The following is a 14825-nucleotide window of genomic DNA, read 5'->3' as shown; positions in this document are numbered from 1 at the left end:
ATCCAAGGTTGGGAATACCAACCGCTTGGTCCGTTTCAGGGGAAAGCATTTGGCACATCCATAAGCCCATGGATCGTCACGGCCGCCGCGCTTGAAGATTTCCGCGCCCCGACGCCCAAGCGCGATCACAAATTGCTCCCATATCTGGACGGTTCGAAAGACGGTCTTTACGACATCGAGCTCGAAGTGCTGATGCAACCCGAAGGCGCCAGCAAAGCAAGTTCCATCGCCAAGACCAACTACAACCGCATGTATTATTCAGCTGCTGAACAGCTGGCGCATCACGCCAGTGGTGGCTGCGCGATGACTGCGGGTGATTTGCTTGGCTCCGGCACCATCTCTGGTGCGGATCGCTCCGAGTTTGGCTCGCTTATGGAGCTGAGCTGGGCTGGCAAAGAGCCTTTTACGCTGGAAACGGGCGAAAAACGCGGCTTCCTAGAGGATGGCGATACAATGACATTGCGCGGCGCGGCTAAAGGCGACGGGTACAAAATCGGATTTGGCGATTGCGTCGGGAAAATTCTTCCTGCCGTAACCTGGCCAGCAAAATAAGGACGACACTCATGGCAAAAGCATTCGCATCGCAAGGCGACATGACCGAAAAGAAAATCACCTTTGACGAGGTGGGCAAAGACCTTTGGGCCTTCACAGCCGAGGGTGATCCAAACTCTGGCGTCATCATCGGCGACGAGTCCGTGATGATCGTTGAGGCACAAGCGACCCCGCGCCTTGCGAACAAAGTCATCGAAAAGGTACGCGAAGTCACGGACAAGCCAATCAGCCACGTCGTGCTAACGCATTACCATGCTGTGCGTGTGCTTGGGGCTTCAGCCTATGGCGCGGATCAGATCATCATGGGCGATGTCGCCCGCGCGATGGTTGTAGAGCGCGGTCAGGAAGACTGGGACAGCGAATTCCAGCGCTTTCCGCGTCTGTTTGAAGGTCACGAGAGCATTCCGGGTCTTACCTATCCGACCACGACATTCAGCGAGGACATGACAGTCTATCTTGGCAATCGTCGCGTTGATCTGATGCACTTGGGCCGCGCACACACGGCGGGCGATATCGTCATCCATGTGCCGGACGAGAACGTGATGTTCACGGGCGATATTGTTGAAGATCACTCCGCTTGCTATTGCGGCGATGGCCATTTCGCTGATTGGGGTGACACATTGGACAACATCGCATCCTTCGATGTGGACGCAATTGCGCCCGGCCGCGGCGGTGCGTTGATTGGCAAAGACGCCGTGCATCGCGCGATCGAAAGCACCCGCGACTTTGTCGAAAGCACCTATCTTCCAGCGGCCAAGGTCGCAGCGCGCGGTGGCTCGCTCAAGGAAGCATGGGACGCTGTGCGCGCGTCTTGCGATCCGAAGTTCAAAGACTACGCGATCTACGAGCATTGCCTGCCCTTCAACGTGGCCCGCGCCTATGATGAAGCCCGTGGCATCGAGACACCGCGCATCTGGACCGCGCAGCGCGATCTGGACATGTGGGAAGCGTTGCAGGGATAGCATCACTCCCCTTTGAACTTTGCGAATTAGGCACAAACATGGCGCATCCGTTGGGTGCGCCTTTTTTGGGGCTCAAACCAGTCAAATTTTGCACCAATCCCACCTTCAAAACGGCACTCAAGCCTGCCCCGAAACCGGGGCGTGGAAAGTCAATTGGAGTTTGGAATTCGGCTAGCAGCGCCCTCTGCGCAACGTCGATCCAATCCTCATGAAACGTGCCTGAATGTAAGGGATTGCGAGTATGCCTATCGCGTCTGAACTAAGTATCGACAACACAGCAAGCGCCTTAACGCTCGCTCAAACAATCTTTGGATCAGGCGTAAGCGTAACAAGCGCCACCTTGACCGGCGCAGCTATGCAGTCGGGCACATTCTCAGGCGGCGATGCGACACTTGGGGATATCGCTGTCGCTGACACAGGCATTATTCTGTCTACAGGCGATGTTGCTGCATACACCAATAGTAGCGGTACATTGGATACCAACACGAGCGCTGGAACATCGACAGACCACGGCACTGCCGGTGACGCAGATCTTGATGCGATTTCAAGCCAGACCACCTTTGACGCTGTGACGCTAAATGTGGACTTTACAGCGACTTCTGCTGGCTATCTGACCATGCAGTTCACTTTCTCATCAGAAGAATATCTGGAATACGTAAATTCAGGGGTGAACGATGCCTTTGGTGTTTGGGTCAATGGCACCCATGTGCCGTTCTCACCTGCCGCCAATGATCTGGTTTCAATTGATTCAATCAACAACTTGTCTTCTTCTAACCTGTATCTGGACAATCCGTCTGGCTCCGACATCTACAACACTGAAATGGATGGCACGACAATCGTGCTATCCCTGAAAGCGCCGATTAACAGCGGTGCAAATACGCTCAAGATTGCGCTTGCGGATGGGGGTGACAGCTCATTAGATTCAAACGTCCTCATCGCAGCGAACTCGGTTCAAGCAGTTGCATTGGCGTTTGATGATACCGTCACGCTTGAACAGAATAGCTCGATCACCATTGATGTTCGCGACAACGATTTCGACGAAACCGGTGGTGGATTAGACGTCATTGAGATCAACGGGAACCCGATTTCCGTAGGCACGCCCCTGACCTTGCCCACAGGCGAAATCATCACCTTGAACGCAGATGGCACACTGACCGTCGAAAATGACGGAGACATTGGCTCGGAAGTGTTCACTTATACGGTGGAAAATTCGCTGGGCGATACCGATGTCGGTTATCTGACAATCAATACAGTCGCCGATCTTCCGCTCGATTTCATTGTCGAAGGCACTGGCGGTGACGATACAATCAATGCCGCCTACACGGGTGATCCCGAGGGCGATCAAATTGACAACCTCGATCATAGTGACGGCTCAAACGACGACAGCATCGAAGCTGGCGCAGGGAATGACGATGTCATGGCCGGAGCCGGCGACGACACGGTCATTGGCGGCACCGGCAACGACACCATATACGGTGACGATGGTGATGGTGTCGGAGCATCCGGTGCAGAGTTTATTACCAACGGGTCATTTGAAGACGGCACGCACCAAGCCAATGGCGTGAATGGCCTGACTGGCTGGAGCAATACATCTGGCTCACCCGATTCCGCCGATGACGGGACAACCGCTGAAAGCTGGAACCCTGCCAACGCTGCCTCGGATGGCACTGGCTACATCACCATGTGGGCAAATTCCACGGGCCCCAACGAGTCGATGCAGCAAACGCTCGCAACGCCCTTGGATGCAGGCACATCATACACACTTACTGTAAATGCGATCTCTGCAGATCAGATTGGCGGTCAGTGGTTTACGCCAACAGATATCCCTGTCGAGTTCGAGTTGATTGATCAGACAACAGGCACGGTTCTTGGGTCTGTGACGGTTCAAGGGACATCTTACGGTTCCTATACCTTCGACTTTACACCGCCCACATCGGTTAGCACGATCATCATCCGGCCCAACTCCGCCGGCTCCGGAACTTACCCATCTGTTATCATTGATGAATTAAGCATCGTTGAAACTTCTTCGGGAGTCAGCAGCAACGACAGCATTGACGCTGGTGATGGCGATGACGTGGTCTTTGGCGAAGAAGGCGACGATACAATCCTTGGCGGCGCTGGCGCAGACAGCCTTGATGGCGATGGCGGCTCTGACAGTATTGATGGCGGCACTGGAAATGACACGCTTATCGGCGACAATGGCAATGACACGCTTAGCGGCGGTGCAGATGATGACGAAATCTACGTCTCCTCAGGCGATAACCTCATTGATGGTGGCAGCGGTTCGGACGATATCTTTGCGGGCACTGGCAACGATACAATCGACGGCGGAACCGGTGCGGACGTCATGGCTGGTGCAGGTGGCGATGACATCTTTACGCTGAATGATGATTTTGGCGCAGACACGATTTCAGGCGGCGAAACGGGCGAAACCGGCGGCGACACGCTTGATCTAAGCGCCATAACAGATGATCTAACACTCGATCTGACGAGTGCGAACCCCGAGACGGGAAGCATCTCTGACGGCACTGATACAGCAAGTTTTGTGGAGATCGAGAACATCATTCTTGGTGGTGGCCGTGACACTCTGGTTCTGGCTGATGGCTCTGGCGCGGACACTGTCGAGGCCTTCGATCTGAGCGATAGCGGCGATGGCACGGCCAACGATCAACTCGACGTCTCGGGCCTCACAAGCGATGGTGGCACGACGCCAGTGACAACCGATGATGTTACCGTCACCGACGATGGCAGCGGCAATGCTGTTCTGACGTTCCCGGGTGGCGAAAGCATTACGTTGATTGGTGTCGCACCGACATCCGTCGATAGCGCGGCAGAACTGGAAGCCATCGGGATTCCGGCTGTAGCGTCCCTAAACTACATCGTAGAGGGCACGTCTGGCGCGGACAACATCACGGTTGGCTATGCAGGCGATCCTGAAGGCGACATGATCGACAACGCTGACAACCTTGCCGGCAACGATGCCGATTCCATTCTTGCGGGTGCTGGCGACGATACCATTCACAGTTTCTTTGGTGACGACACGATTGATGCGGGTACGGGCAATGACTGGGCCGCAGGCTATGATGGTAACGACTACATCGATGGCGGCGACGGCAATGACGAACTACATGGCGGAGAGGGCAGCGATACACTTATCGGCGGCATCGGTGACGATTCTCTGAACGGCGACAATGGCGATGACTCCCTGGTTGGCGGCGACGGCGCTGACACCTTCACTGGTGGCGCTGGCGCTGACACGATCGAGGGTGGAAATGACAACGATACCATCTATGGCCAAAGCGGCGGCGACAGCATCAATGGCGATGCTGGCGACGATGTAATCTACGGTGAAGCTGACAACGACGCCATTAACGGCGGCGATGGCAACGATGGGATTGACGGCGGAACAGGCGACGACACGCTATATGGCGGCATGGGTAATGATACCTTGCTCGGTGGTGATGGAGCAGACTCGCTCTTTGGCAACGAGGACAATGACAGCATCGAAGGCGGTGCGGGCAACGATACAGTTGAAGCTGGCACAGGTAATGACACTATTATTGGCGGTGACGGTGACGATTCAATCAGCGGTGATTTCGGCGATGACTTGATTATCGGCGGCGCGGGCGATGACTTCCTGCGCGGTAGTTTCGGTAACGACACGATCACAGGTGGTACTGGTGCGGATACGCTCTGGGGTGGTTTTGGCGATGACGTCTTCAACGTCGCAGCGGACTTCGGCACTTACATCATTGAAGGTGAGGAAGAGGATGAAACTGTCGGTGATACGATGGACCTGTCCAACATCACCAACGATCTGACGATTGACCTGAGCAATGCAAATCCGGAAGCAGGCACGTTCACAGATGGCACCAACACCGGTTCTTTTGTCGATATCGAGAACATCGTTCTCGGCAGCGGTGACGATACGCTTGTTCTAAGCACCTTCGGTGGGTCTGACAGTGTCATCGGTTTCTCTGCACCTACAGACACAGGTGGCGGCACATTTTCTGGCAATGACCAATTGGATGTAAGCGGTCTGCTCGATTTTGACAGCAACCCAACGCACACAGGCAATGTCACTGTAACCGAAGTCGGTGGCAACGCTGTTTTGACGTTTGCGAACGGTGAATCCCTGACTTTGGTCGGCGTTCCCGCCGCTGATGTGTCTTCTCCTGCGCAGCTTATTGCGATGGGCATTCCAGAAGGCCCGGATGGCTATGTTGACGGCACCGCTGGTGACGACGTTATCGACAGCACCTATGCCGGCGATCCCAATTTCGACCGCGTTGACAGCAACGATGCGCAACTGCCTGGCATGACTGGCGATGACGACTATATCCGCGCTGGTGATGGCAATGATAGCGTTCTGGCCAATGCAGGCGATGATATCGCCGAAGGTGGCGCAGGCAACGATACGCTGGACGGCGGCGTTGGCGCAGACACGCTTCGCGGCGATGCGGGTGACGATAGCCTTATCGGTGGCCTTGGCGATGATAGCCTTATCGGTGGCCTTGGCGATGATAGCCTTATCGGTGGCCTTGGCGATGATAGCCTTGTTGGTGGTACAGGCGATGATACGCTGAACGGCCAGATCGGCGACGACGTTCTGGAAGGCGGCGACGGTTCTGACAGCTTTGCGCTGGAAGACGACTTTGGCAACGACACCATCGTTGGCGGCGAAGTCGATGATGCGGTTGGCGACGTTTTGGACATGAGCGGCGTTGGCGGCGGACTCAGCTATGATCTGACAGGCACCAACAGCGAAGCTGGCACCGTCTCCGATGGCACCAACACACTTGAATTCAGCGAGATCGAAGATATCCGTCTCAGCTCGGGCATCGACACGCTGATCCTGGCGGACGGCTCTGGCAACGATACGGTCAGCAACTTTACCGCGCCATTTGACGATGGTTTCGGCACATGGGTCGGCATTGACCAGGTTGATGTCAGCGGCATGACCGACGCCAATGGTGCGATGGTCAACACAGGTGATGTTACCATCAGTGATACAAACGGCGATGGTACCGGCGACGTGATCCTGACCTTCCCGGGCGGCGAATCCTTAACGCTTGTCGGTGTGCTACCAAGTGCATTCCCTGTTCCCGAGGCCCTTGCTGCGATCGGAATTCCACTTGCGGACTACATTGTTGAAGGGACCGCAGCGGGCGAACTCATCGACGGCAACTATCTAGGCGATCCGGAGGGCGATCTGGTAGACGCCGGCGACGGTGATCCACTGCTCGCGAATGCGAATAGTGACAGTATCGAAGCTGGCGATGGTGACGACACCGTTTATGCTGGTGCAGGCGATGACACCGTCTACGGCGGCGCGGACGACGACGAAATCCACGGTGGCGATGGCGACGACACGCTGATTGGCGACGAAGGTGACGATCTGATCTTCGGCGGCGCGGGAAGCGATAGCGTCCTTGGTGGAGCTGGCGACGACATTATCAACGGTATGACCGGTAGCGACTATCTCGAAGGTGGCGCGGATTCTGATACCTTTGTCATCGAAGACGGCTTTGGTAGCGATACAATCGTTGGCGGCGAAACCGTCACGACCGGCGTCGACATCGACACGATCCAGGTCAATGGCGCGTCCATCACAACCCCAGTCACAGTCACCTTTACGGGTGATGAGGCCGGGACGCTTTCTGATGGCACCGATACGCTTGAATTCTCTGGCATTGAGCGGATCGAGTTAGGTGCCACGTCTGACACGATTAACGGCGCTGCGGATGGTGTTGGCATCAATGTTGATGCAGGCGCTGGTGACGACTTTATCACAGGCGGTTCTGGCATCGACACGATCGTAGCTGGAACCGGAAATGACGTCATTTCTGGTGGTGCCGAGGGTGACTCGATCACTGCGGGCGCAGGCGATGACACGATCAACGTTGCACAGGGTGATACAGTCACTGGCGGCGACGGCGATGACTTCTTCAACATTGTTGATTTGGGAGAAATCGCTACCGGCACGATCACAATCGTTGGCGGAGAAGGCGGCGAAACCGATGGCGATACTCTTGCTCTGAACGGCTTGCATGATCGCGACTCGCTGACCATCACCGATCCGGATGATGTGAATGGCGGTTTGTCAGGGACAGTTACCTTGCTGGATGGTACGGTGGTGAACTTCACCAATATCGAAAACATCATCTGTTTCGTCCCGGGCACCGAGATCGCGACACCCTTTGGCGCACGCATGATCGAAGATCTCAAGATCGGAGATCAGGTCGTCACGCAGGACAATGGCATTCAACGCATTCGTTGGATCGGCACAACGACAGTGCCTGCAAACGACAGCTTTGCGCCAGTGCGCTTTTCGCAATCTGCATTCCCCGGTGCAAGCGGCGACCTTGTTGTCTCGCCGCAGCACAGGATGCTCTTTAAAGGCTATCAGGCGGAATTGCTCTTTGGTGAGACCGAAGTTCTGATCCCTGCGATCCACTTGGTTGATGGCGATGCCGTTCGACGTGAATCGCTTGAAACAGTGACCTATATTCACATCATGTTCGAGCAACACGAGATCATCTTTGCACAAGGCGTTGCGACCGAAAGTTTCCACCCTGGATCCTTTGGCGTTGACTGCCTTGCCCCACGAGCACGCGACGAATTGTTTAGCCTGTTCCCGAACATGCGCAGCGATCTATCCAGCTATGGACAAAGCGCACGCACCAGTCTCAAAGCTCATGAAGCAAAGGTCTTGATGCGCTTCTGACGCGTTAAAAACCAAGACCGCCTGGGCGGTCTTGGGTAACTCAGTGCCGAAAGCTTAAAATCCAAGTTGGGCGAGTTCTTCTTTGAGTGCAGAAACGCTCTCTAAAATGGTTTGGGTATTCTTGACTGCTTTGTCGATTGGACCTTCCCTTGGCAAATCTGCAAGCCGTTGGGAGCTTTGAGCCGTGCTCGCATTCGCGGGCCCAACTGGCGCACGATCCCCATCTTGAGAAGCCACATTTGCACCGGATTCTGCTCCTTGCTGACTAGAGGCACTAACACCTTCTGTTTGCCTGTTTTCAGGAAGGCTTGTCCCTTCGGCAAGCCCGCCTGCCTTTTCGCTGGCCACAGTTGTTGCGCCTGTTCTGCGATAGCTGCCCAGTTGCTCGGCTAAGTCAGAGAATCCAAGACTATTCATCCGCACGCGAATTTCCTGCTGAACTGGCTCCGCAAAGCGTTGGAAATAGCGCTCTGGAAAACTGACAGCCTCTTTCAGAAACCGAGCATCACTTTCCAGCTCGGAGATTGCTTCGCCAATTTCATCAAGAGCGACGTTTACTTGGCTTGCTCGCGCCAGTTTCGAGTAAGTAGCGATCAGGTCTTCTGCCGCTTCGAAATCCCGCTGTTGTATTGCAACACGAAGCCTTGTTCGTATCAGATCCTCTTCAATCTCGGTGCCTCTGAGTTCTTCACTATAGCTTTCTAACGCGGCACTATGGCTCGGATTCATGTTCTGACCGTGTGACAATACGATTTCACTCAAAGCAATCGTTGCTTCGGCGGCCATATCCGCGTCGGCAGAGACGACTGGCTCCAAAAGATCAATAGCCGCGCGTGTATCGTGATTTTTTTCGGCCAGGCTCGCAGCTACGATTGCCCTCTCGCCTGCGCGCAACTCTGGCGATTTCGCAGACCGGCGTAGAGAAAACTCTGCGGACTCTAACGCATCCAGTTTTATGAGACTGCTTGCCAATTTAGCCGAAAAAACACCCTGAAGCGCTGAGGGCCACTGGTCAAAATCGGCGCGAATGCGTTTGAGTTGCGCTTCGGACAAATGCATGTCTTCATCGGCGAGGACCTGCCAAACAATCAGTTCCGGACAGCGAAAGTTCGCGGCGAACCCGTCGAGATCAGTAACCTCGGATTCACCGTCGACAACTTTTGACAGCTCAATCAACGCTATATCGGATGGTTTCGGCATTGCGATTGCACGAAGCAAAGCGCCAGATTCTGCGCCCATAGCCAGGCTGAGGTATGTCATCGCGAGCTTTCTTAAGGATGCATCCCCAAAATCATCGCTCGCATAACTTGCGCTTAACCGCTGGGATCCAAGGTGTTCGATCGCCTTTTCGTATGTTGGCCAGCTAGAAGGGTTGAGCGGCGTAGGTTCTGTACACCGGCTCGTTGCTTCCATCGCTCGCAGCTCTATTTCTGGCATGGCCCGGCTTTGAACAACTTGCGGGGAACGGTAGATAATCTGCGCGTCAGCTTCGCCACGAACTTTAGCCGTATCTAGCTCTGCGATTTTTTGTTTTTTGTCATCCAGATTTGAAAGCAGCCGGGTTCTGGAAGAGTTTTGAGATAACGCCCGTTCAGAAATGATAGCCAATGGCAATTGGGACGCGGGTTTAACAGTTGTAGACGCGGAGATTACCGGATTTGCTTTGTCTTTTGTCCTATGATTGGAAGCTAACCCGCCAAAGCCCAAGCTATGATCGCGCGCGCGACGCGCGAGCCCCCAAGCGATGGGCTCAACACGCCTTTCCTCGACTTGAGCGGCCTCACGCAGGTCCACAACAAACATGTTTTCGCCCGAAACAAATGCACTGAAACTGCAATCGCAAGTCAGTTGAAGTTCAATTGTGCCCGCCGCGACATCCACTTCAATATCCGAAATGAGTTCCCGCGATATTCTACGAAAAAAGTCACTACTTTGAATGATTTCAACATCTTTTGGAAGAGAGATTTGCAAGCCATTAGTAACCTTGCTTACCAACACGTCAGCAGGTTTCTTCATATCCAGTACAATACGCGTAAATTCCGAATGTTCGGCAGATCGGACAGCCACTGTTTCAGCCTTCACCGAATGGGCGATAGAGAAAAGTAGAAACGCTGACGCAAAAAACCGAAGCATCAAGCCGCATCCTTCTTGAGTTCTTTTAGCGCTTCTTCCAGATCGTTAAAGGACGGGCGATACGAGGTCGGCGTGTTTTGGCGGCCGACTTCAATGCAGATATTTGCTGTATGATTGTGCAAATTCGCGACGAGAACTTCGCGGATCAGCTGGTAAAAATGGCCGTCCTCTTCAATCACGGTATTCAGACGTGCAGCAAAAGGCCCGACAATACCGTAGGCAAGAAAGACGCCAAGAAACGTCCCGACCAGAGCGCCACCAATAAGCTTGCCGAGCACTTCGGGTGGCTGGTCAATCGAACCCATTGTCTTGATCACACCAAGCACGGCAGCGACGATACCAAGCGCGGGCAAGCCATCGGCAACAGTTTGAAGCGCGTGGCTTGAATGCATGGAGTGATGCAAATTCGCCTCCATTCGTTTTTCAAGAATTTCTTCGACCTGATGGGGATCATCGTAGTTCATAGACGCGGATCTAAGGGTATCACAAATCAAAGACGTTGCTTCTTTGTCCGCAACAATCTTTGGATAGGCACCAAAGACGCTGGAATTTTCCGGGTCTTCGATATGTTCTTCGATCGACATCGGGTTCTGTTTCACCATGCGCAGCAATTGAAACAGCAGGCACAGCAGGTCTTTGTAGTCTTCAGGCTTCCATTTGGGACCTTTGAAGACTTTGCCCATATCTTTCACGGTATGCTTTGCTTCAGAACCGCTGTTGCTGATTAGGAATGCACCAACCGCTGCCCCGCCAATCATCGTCATCTCGAACGGTAGAGATTTCAAAATGATTGCCATTTTCCCGCCGGCTGCGAGATAGCCACCGAAAACCATAACAAATACAACGACGACGCCGATTATTCCGACCATTTTCTACTCCAGAATCGCTTTGAAAGAGTTTTCGCACGAAGGGGTTAAATATTGGTCAGCCTGGCCCTATTCGGTTTGAAATTCTGCATGACGCCCTGCCAAAACGACGCTGATTGCATATGCCGTTTTGGCTTCTAGTCCCGCCATAACGGATGCCGCTGCATCAGGGCGCATCCGCGAAAGAAATCCTGCGGCGAAGGCTGGTTCCATCTCCTCGAATACCAGCGCGGCATCTTTAGGTTTCATGTTTTCATAAACTGTCGTCAAACGCGCGACATCGTCCTCCGACGCTGAATCTGCAATTGCCAACAAGTCGCGCAAGCGTGCCTCAGCCGCTGTCAGCTCGTTCATTTTTTCGGCAATCGCAGCTTCGGCGTTTTTTAGTTGCTCTGACCTCGCACTAAGGCGCGTGTCTTGCAAATCGAGAGATGCTTCTCTTTCTTGAATGCTCGCCAAAAGCGCCTCCAAACCGGGATCGTCCCGGTTTGCCGGTTGCAACGCAGGTTCGACCGCGGGCACTGTTCCATCGCCGCTCGCAGCGATCGCGACGCTGGACACCCCGATAAGGCGCAAACCCGCCGAACAAATCAGTAGCGATGCGATAACGCTCAATGTCCCGAGTTTTCGAAACCTAGCCTGTTTCATATCATGCCCCCACTGCGCGGCTTACCCGAGTTGAAAAGACCGGTTCTTGTTTCGTGTTCGGCTGTTGTTTAGCAGTTTCCACCTCTGGAATATCATGCATCGACGCAATCATCAGCTCGAGGCGCTGAGCGACCTCTTCCGCGCGCGAGGTCAATTCGCTTAGCGATCTATTTGAGCTGTTGGCTGCTTTTCGCGCCGAATCAACCGAAGCCTCAAGTTCATCGACCTGAGCTGACAACGACGCAACCACGTGCCCGATTCCGCCTTCAGCATTTTGAAACGCGGCCAAGCGTCTGGACAATACGAAACAATAAAAACCAGCGGCCAATGCGCCGGCAACCAAAAATATGTCAGCTATAAGAGTCATTTTCACCTCTGCGTTATTGAAGAATGAATTCCATGATTAAAAGATCCTCTATCCGCCCGTCACCAGTGATGATTTGTAACCGCCGCAGCAATTGGGCGCGCAACTTGATGAGCGCGATCGGATCTTCGAATCGTGCAGCTTCCAATGCGTTGAGATAGGTGTTCATCACATCCATCAAACGCGGTTTTAGCAGTTCGATATCGGCAGCATGTTCCGGTTTGACTTCCAACTGGCTTACAAATTTTAGAAGCTGGTATTTTGATGACGAGCGAATGTTAACTACCAACGGATCCAGCGCGACATAGGTATTGTGAACAAGTGCTTTAAGCGGAACTGCATCGCTAGATTCTGCATTTTCATCAGATGATCCACCCAGTGGAAGCATGCCGGAGAAGGCCGCAAAAAAGCCCCCGCCACCCGCAATCAAAGCCAGAAACAGAGCAATGATTAGCCCCAGCTTGCCCTTTTTAGGGGGCGCGTCTTCATCGATAACGTCTGCGTTTGCCATAGATCCACCTGCTTACCAATTGAGGCCAAACTAAACGCGACTCACTAACCGATTATTAAGTTTGGCCTGCGACAACGCATTGAATGGCACAAACAAATTGCCAAACGATCAGGAGGTCGATGCGTGAATTCGGTAGCAATGCGTTGGAACGGGCTGGAACCGGCTAAGAAAGTGACAATGGGCTTAGGGGTCGTTGCGTTGTTGACCACCTTGTTTGTCTTGGGACGGATGGCCACCCAGCCCTCTATGGCGCTTTTGTATTCGGGGTTAGAGGCTCCTCAAGCAGGCGATGTTGTACGCGCCCTTGAACAACGCGGCGAGGCGTATGAAATCAAAGGTGGCACAATTTATGTAGCCTACCAAAGACGCGACGAATTGCGCATGACCCTGGCCAGCGAAGGGCTGCCCGCCAACAGCACTAAGGGATACGAGCTGCTTGATTCGCTTTCCGGTTTTGGAACCACATCCCAAATGTTTGATGCCGCTTACTTGCGCGCAAAAGAAGGGGAACTGGCAAGAACAATTGTTTCGTCCGCCCAGATTGCAATGGCGCGAGTCCACATCGCACAAAACAAGTCCTCGGCCTTTGAACGTAACAAGGCTGGTTCCGCGTCGGTTTTCATCACGCCTGCAGGCGCGGGAATAGATCAGGCGCAGGCCAAAGCGCTACGATATCTCGTCGCGTCTGCAATTGCTGGCGTGTCGCCAGAAAACGTTTCGATTGTGGATGAAAAGGGCGGACTAATAGGTGTGCTGGATGCGCCAGACATCGGCAACACTTCTGATACGCTTTCGACAACTTTGAAGTCAAAGGTCGAACGCCTTTTGGAAGCGCGCGTAGGTGCCGGAAACGCCATTGTTGAACTGAACGTCGAAACAGTTTTACAGCGCGAACAAATAACCGAGCGCGTCATCGACCCCGACAGCCGCGTGATTATCAGCTCGGATAACGAAGAACGTTCGGATGCTGCCGAGGGAAGCGGAAACAATAGTGTTACAGTCGCGTCCAACCTTCCCGATGGCGAAGCAGGTGGTAAGGAAAGCACAAAAAGCAATGCCAATGAAACGCGCGAGCGGATAAATTACGAGGTTTCCGAAACCCAGCGTGAAATTGTTAAAGCGCCCGGCGCTGTAAAACGTCTTTCGGTTGCTGTTCTTGTTAACGGAATTGAAGATCCCGCGGCCCCTGGCGTTTTTGCACCGCGCGCGGAAGACGAACTTGCTCAGCTAACAACGCTGGTTCGATCTGCGATCGGCTTTGATGAGGCGCGCGGAGACGTTATTTCGGTTCAATCCATGGCGTTTTCACCGCAAGTTCCGCAGGGTACGGGCCCTGTCACTGAACCATTGTTTAACTTCGCATTGGACCTGATGACATTGCTACAAATGGCAATTCTGGCAATCGTAGGCATTGTAATCGCGCTAATGGTCGTCCGCCCCATTTTGAAAGCTTCAAATGATGTTCAATTGCCCGCATTGGCACCGCCTGCACTGGACAACTCCAATGGCGGCACCAACGCGTCTGTTTTGTCAGGAGAGATTGATTTTGGCTTAGCGCCTGAAACAGCCAGAACAATCAATGGAGAAGGCGCGCTTATTAGTGCGAACCAGCGCGATCAACACGAAACAGCTGCCATTGATAACCCGATCCAACGTCTGCGCGAAATGATCGATACGCGACAAGAAGAAACAGTCGATATACTTCGACAGTGGCTTGAGCACAAAGAGCAGGCAAACTCATGAATAAATCTGCGATCTTCGAAGATTTTTCAGCTGGGCCAGGCGCAATAGAACCGCGTGGTTCCGCCCAATCCGATCCGCTGGAAGGGTTTGAAGCTGGCTACAAAGCCGGCTGGGATGATGCGGTCGCGGCTCAACAAGGCTCTCAGGCTCATCTTTCAACTGTCCTTGCACAAAATCTGGAACAGGCCGAGTTCACCTTGATCGAGGCGCAAACAGAAGTGCTCAAATCGGTTAAGCCGGTGCTGAACGAAATTACTGCGACGCTACTGCCCGGCCTGTCGAGCGCTGCGTTACGTGCGTTAATATCTGAAGAGATCTC

9 protein-coding genes and 1 pseudogene are annotated in these 14825 nt (G+C 53.7%); 5 read left to right on the top strand and 5 right to left on the bottom strand.

Going from position 1 to position 14825, the window contains the following annotated elements; translation table 11 throughout:
• From WBC85_RS04680 to WBC85_RS04670, 3 genes are all read left to right on the top strand, one after another.
• Positions 1-552, top strand: a 552-nt coding sequence (locus WBC85_RS04680; RefSeq protein ID WP_424433513.1) for a fumarylacetoacetate hydrolase family protein, incomplete at its 5' end; no start/stop codon positions are given.
• A gap of 11 nt (positions 553-563) precedes the next feature.
• The gene (locus WBC85_RS04675) at positions 564-1514 is read left to right on the top strand and encodes an MBL fold metallo-hydrolase (RefSeq protein WP_424433512.1); all 951 of its coding nucleotides are present in this window, start codon (positions 564-566) and stop codon (positions 1512-1514) included.
• A gap of 241 nt (positions 1515-1755) precedes the next feature.
• The gene (locus WBC85_RS04670; RefSeq protein ID WP_424433511.1) at positions 1756-8241 is read left to right on the top strand and encodes a choice-of-anchor L domain-containing protein; all 6486 of its coding nucleotides are present in this window, start codon (positions 1756-1758) and stop codon (positions 8239-8241) included.
• A 54-nt stretch (positions 8242-8295) separates the two neighbouring features.
• Here WBC85_RS04670 and WBC85_RS04665 read toward each other — a convergent pair whose 3' ends face one another.
• The 5 genes from WBC85_RS04665 to WBC85_RS04645 form a co-directional block, all read right to left on the bottom strand.
• Entirely contained in the window at positions 8296-10374 is a 2079-nt protein-coding gene (locus WBC85_RS04665; protein ID WP_424433510.1) for a hypothetical protein, read from the bottom strand.
• Positions 10374-11243 (bottom strand): flagellar motor stator protein MotA, encoded by an 870-nt coding sequence (motA, locus tag WBC85_RS04660; protein WP_424433509.1) that lies wholly within the window; start codon positions 11241-11243, stop codon positions 10374-10376. The genes WBC85_RS04665 and motA overlap by 1 nt, the downstream gene beginning before the upstream one ends.
• A gap of 66 nt (positions 11244-11309) precedes the next feature.
• On the bottom strand, positions 11310-11888 hold the full coding sequence (locus tag WBC85_RS04655) for a MotE family protein (RefSeq protein ID WP_424433508.1): 579 nt from the start codon (positions 11886-11888) through the stop codon (positions 11310-11312).
• Position 11889: 1 nt separating this feature from the next.
• The gene (locus WBC85_RS04650; RefSeq protein ID WP_424433514.1) at positions 11890-12255 is read right to left on the bottom strand and encodes a DUF6468 domain-containing protein; all 366 of its coding nucleotides are present in this window, start codon (positions 12253-12255) and stop codon (positions 11890-11892) included.
• Between the two features lie 13 nt (positions 12256-12268).
• Positions 12269-12763, bottom strand: coding sequence for a flagellar basal body-associated FliL family protein (locus tag WBC85_RS04645; protein ID WP_424433507.1), 495 nt, complete (start codon positions 12761-12763; stop codon positions 12269-12271).
• Positions 12764-12886: 123 nt separating this feature from the next.
• Here WBC85_RS04645 and fliF point away from each other — a divergent pair, with 123 nt between their 5' ends.
• Together fliF and WBC85_RS04635 are read left to right on the top strand one after the other, a co-directional pair.
• Entirely contained in the window at positions 12887-14506 is a 1620-nt protein-coding gene (gene fliF, locus WBC85_RS04640; protein ID WP_424433506.1) for a flagellar basal-body MS-ring/collar protein FliF, read from the top strand.
• A pseudogene (locus WBC85_RS04635) lies at positions 14503-14825 on the top strand (hypothetical protein); the annotation flags it as partial. The gene fliF and the pseudogene WBC85_RS04635, both read left to right, overlap by 4 nt.

It is taken from the genome of Planktotalea sp. (assembly GCF_049680325.1).
Taxonomy (GTDB): Bacteria; Pseudomonadota; Alphaproteobacteria; order Rhodobacterales; family Rhodobacteraceae; genus Planktotalea.
Note: the sequence above shows the minus strand (reverse complement) of the source record. Positions and strands in the feature narration are given on the sequence as shown.

Bases quoted from the DNA above. Each gene is read 5' to 3' on its own strand.
- WBC85_RS04675 (WP_424433512.1), top strand. From the start codon at position 564: ATGGCAAAAGCATTCGCATCGCAAGGCGACATGACCGAAAAGAAAATC.
- WBC85_RS04655 (WP_424433508.1), bottom strand. From the start codon at position 11,888: ATGAAACAGGCTAGGTTTCGAAAACTCGGGACATTGAGCGTTATCGCA.
- WBC85_RS04650 (WP_424433514.1), bottom strand. From the start codon at position 12,255: ATGACTCTTATAGCTGACATATTTTTGGTTGCCGGCGCATTGGCCGCT.
- WBC85_RS04670 (WP_424433511.1), top strand. From the start codon at position 1,756: ATGCCTATCGCGTCTGAACTAAGTATCGACAACACAGCAAGCGCCTTA.
- motA (WP_424433509.1), bottom strand. From the start codon at position 11,243: ATGGTCGGAATAATCGGCGTCGTCGTTGTATTTGTTATGGTTTTCGGT.
- WBC85_RS04665 (WP_424433510.1), bottom strand. From the start codon at position 10,374: ATGCTTCGGTTTTTTGCGTCAGCGTTTCTACTTTTCTCTATCGCCCAT.
- WBC85_RS04645 (WP_424433507.1), bottom strand. From the start codon at position 12,763: ATGGCAAACGCAGACGTTATCGATGAAGACGCGCCCCCTAAAAAGGGC.